We start from the raw sequence: 2952 nt of genomic DNA, 5'->3' as shown, positions 1-2952 counted from the left end.
AGTCCTAGCCAAGCAGAGAAATCACGGCTTTTATCAAATTGAGAACCATTGCCTATCGAAGCAAGTATCGCAGTAGCGGTTTGCGGTCCAATGCCACGAACCTTCATCACTCGTTGAACATTAGCGCTGACCTTAGCAAAAGACTCGAAGACTTGTTCAGTATCGGCGATACGTTGATTCAACTCTCCAAGGTGGTGATAAGCATCGGCAATCACCGTTCTTGCGAGATGTGGCAGTTCATTTTCTGCATCTTCAAGCATTAAGGGAACGTGTTTCATTAATGAAGAGCGGCCAACAGGAATGATTAACCCGAACTCAGAGAGTAGGGCGCGCATGCGATTCATAAGCGCGGTGCGTTCACGAACCCAATGCTCTCTCATTCTATGTACCGATAGGATGGCTTGTTGCTCTGGTGATTTTACGGGCACAAAGCGAGTGGATGGTCGCTGAACAGCTTCGCAGATAGCTACTGCATCATTAAGGTCGTTCTTCCCTTTAGTTCGATAAGGAACCACGTATTTAACGGCCATGATGCGGGCGTCATGACCCAGTTTATTGAGTGTTCTTGCCCAATAATGTGCACCACCACACGCTTCAACGCCTATACGCATGAGTGGCATATTTGCTATTGTAGTCAGTAGTTTAGAGCGAGTTACTGACTTATGAAGTATGACCTTACCATTTTGGTCTACGGCATGAAGACTAAAGTGGTTTTTAGCTAGGTCGATACCGCAGAAATAAGAATAATCAGACATGGTGCCTCCGATGCATTTAAGTACCACATAAGTGTGGCAGATCCTCGGTAGGGGGAATCCATGTCATTCGTTAGCAATTTAGGAGAGGTCATGACGTTAGCAGAAGATTTTTTTGAACATTGGTGCAGTGTCGTTGAAGAGAGAGATGATGAAGTAAATCAGAATTGGTGTAACAATAAGGCCTATACGAACTTTATCATCCATTCTGAAAATTCCGTTGTGATGGATATAGCAAAAAGGCTTGGATTGTACTGCTACAATGCAGACTACTACTACTTAGATTCAGTCTTTTATGACCAAACTGACTTTATAGATGATTTCCCAAATCAATGTTATTTGACAAACATAAGTATAGCATTTGAGCATGAAAATAATTTTAAGAGTGGGTTGTTTCAAGAGGTATCTCACCTCCTATTAATCAATAGCCAGCTCAAAGTAGTAGTGTCTTATCCGCCTTGCGAAGAGTCTGAGAAAGTAGAGCTTGAATACTTGCATCGCATCATTAACTCTAGCCCGATTTCAAAGGAGTTGTCAGATAAGAAAGGGTTCCTATTTATTATGGGGCATGCTGACCCATACAAATGGGTTGCTTGGATATATCATCAATCAGCGTGGCAAAAAATTGCTAACAAATCGCTTAACAGGGACTCCTAACGCTTGGCCACTTTCATACAAATCAGCTTCGGTGTTTAGGGCACAAATTTTAAGTCGGGTGGTATTGCGTTATCGCCCGTTAGCAAGGCGTTATAGCGCATTGGCTCATACCAACGATTGGCGGATCAAATATCTTTATGGAAACCCTATGAATACATATGTTGCAATTGATCAAAATGGAAAAACGGTTCATGTCTCTGCTTACACCGAAAGTGATGCAAGGCAACAAGCCGAAGATCTTCTAGGCTACGGAAATATCATTAAATTTTACAAAGTATAAATTGAGAATTAAACATGACAGAACAATCATTCGACGAATATAGCCACATGGAAGAAAGTATAAAATCAGCACAAGATGAATTATTGTCTGTATCAATGCAATATGATGCCATATTAAAGAATGAAGATTATTATACATACGATTATATAGAATTAGCCGCTGGGAAAGTAATAAAGGCAGAGATGCACATGGATACTTTGTTAGCTGAATATTATTTACTGCATCCAGCTAAACTAGATGGTGTTCTTAAACGTAAAACCGATGGTGCTAACTTGGTCAATATAATGGACTTAAATAGCTTCGCTCAAGACCATTATGAAGATCCTGATTGCTACCAGAAATTAAAGTTTTCCGATTATATCGATTATGTTTTTGACTCTATTTAATCAAGTATATTGCGCTATAACAAGTTACTTAAACGGACGCGAAACAGTTGGCTATCGCTCGTTCCTCGCACATTTTAGCCATCTATTTCGCGCCGCTTAGTAAGGCGTTAGTTTGCTAGGAGATATTTTGAAATTCGTTGAAAGTAAATTAATATGGTGGCTTCTAGTTGTTACTACAATTTTATTATTAAAGTCATCTGATGAACATACCGTTTCATTTTTATCAGGGACTCTTGTTGGTGATTTCTTTGAACAATTCAAATATGGTAATACAATTATTTTTAACCTATGCATTGGTTATATTGTAAGTTTACTATTTTACGTGCTTGTTGTTTTAATTCCTGAATATAGAAAAAGAGAAGATTTAAAAGACCAACTTGGTTACCCTATATCTTTTATGTTTGAGGCCTTTTTCCATGATCGTACTGATTTTAGTATTGTATTTCATTGGAGTAAGCATATTATAAATTGCAAACCGATAAACGAGCATTTGGTAAACCTATCGCGCTTTAAAAATGACGCTAGTTTTAAGAGGTTAAAAGCTCCAAAAGCAATTTGTCTTGTACAATCAGCTCATGAAGTACTCCCAACCTTTGAACAATTAGTCCCAGTTGCTTTTCAAGTGTCACATCGTCATGCATTAATTTGGGTCAGTTTAACTAATTCACTAAGGCAAATAGCATCTCTTAATGATATAAAAGTAGATGATAGAGACTGGGATATTCTAGATTTAAATCTATCTGAATTCGTAGAGTATGTTGGGCAATTCTACGACGCAAACTAACAAACGACTATGGCGTCAATGATTAATTTTTGGCAGTGTTTTCATCCCACATGGCGCCATCTCTCAGCATAGAGTTAAGAGTCACAACCATCT

At 38.7% G+C, this 2952-nt stretch carries 5 protein-coding genes; 4 read left to right on the top strand and 1 reads right to left on the bottom strand.

Annotated features, from left to right (window positions below; all coding sequences use genetic code 11):
* The coding region (locus AB4623_RS23375) for an IS110 family transposase (protein WP_372147459.1) at nt 1-755 on the bottom strand (755 nt) is incomplete at its 3' end.
* 90 nt (nt 756-845) lie between these two features.
* On the opposite strand from AB4623_RS23375, the gene AB4623_RS23370 reads away from it, so the two are divergent.
* The 4 genes from AB4623_RS23370 (at nt 846) to AB4623_RS23355 (ending at nt 2859) form a co-directional block, all read left to right on the top strand.
* A complete protein-coding gene (locus tag AB4623_RS23370) occupies nt 846-1409 on the top strand; it encodes a hypothetical protein (RefSeq protein WP_372147457.1) in 564 nt (187 codons plus the stop codon).
* Nucleotides 1410-1557: 148 nt separating this feature from the next.
* A complete protein-coding gene (locus tag AB4623_RS23365) occupies nt 1558-1689 on the top strand; it encodes a hypothetical protein (protein WP_372147455.1) in 132 nt (43 codons plus the stop codon).
* Between the two features lie 14 nt (nt 1690-1703).
* A complete protein-coding gene (locus AB4623_RS23360) occupies nt 1704-2075 on the top strand; it encodes a hypothetical protein (RefSeq protein ID WP_372147454.1) in 372 nt (123 codons plus the stop codon).
* A 127-nt stretch (nt 2076-2202) separates the two neighbouring features.
* Nucleotides 2203-2859: a hypothetical protein gene (locus tag AB4623_RS23355; RefSeq protein ID WP_372147453.1), complete on the top strand. Its 657-nt coding sequence runs from the start codon at nt 2203-2205 to the stop codon at nt 2857-2859.
* The last annotated feature ends 93 nt before the right edge of the window (nt 2860-2952 follow it).

The sequence above is a fragment of the Vibrio sp. 10N.222.52.C12 genome, assembly GCF_041474215.1.
In the GTDB taxonomy this organism is placed as follows: Bacteria; Pseudomonadota; Gammaproteobacteria; order Enterobacterales; family Vibrionaceae; genus Vibrio; species Vibrio crassostreae_C.
This window is presented reverse-complemented; position numbering and strand designations above follow the sequence as displayed.

Bases quoted from the DNA above. Each gene is read 5' to 3' on its own strand.
- AB4623_RS23360 (WP_372147454.1), top strand. From the start codon at position 1,704: ATGACAGAACAATCATTCGACGAATATAGCCACATGGAAGAAAGTATA.
- AB4623_RS23370 (WP_372147457.1), top strand. From the start codon at position 846: ATGACGTTAGCAGAAGATTTTTTTGAACATTGGTGCAGTGTCGTTGAA.
- AB4623_RS23365 (WP_372147455.1), top strand. From the start codon at position 1,558: ATGAATACATATGTTGCAATTGATCAAAATGGAAAAACGGTTCATGTC.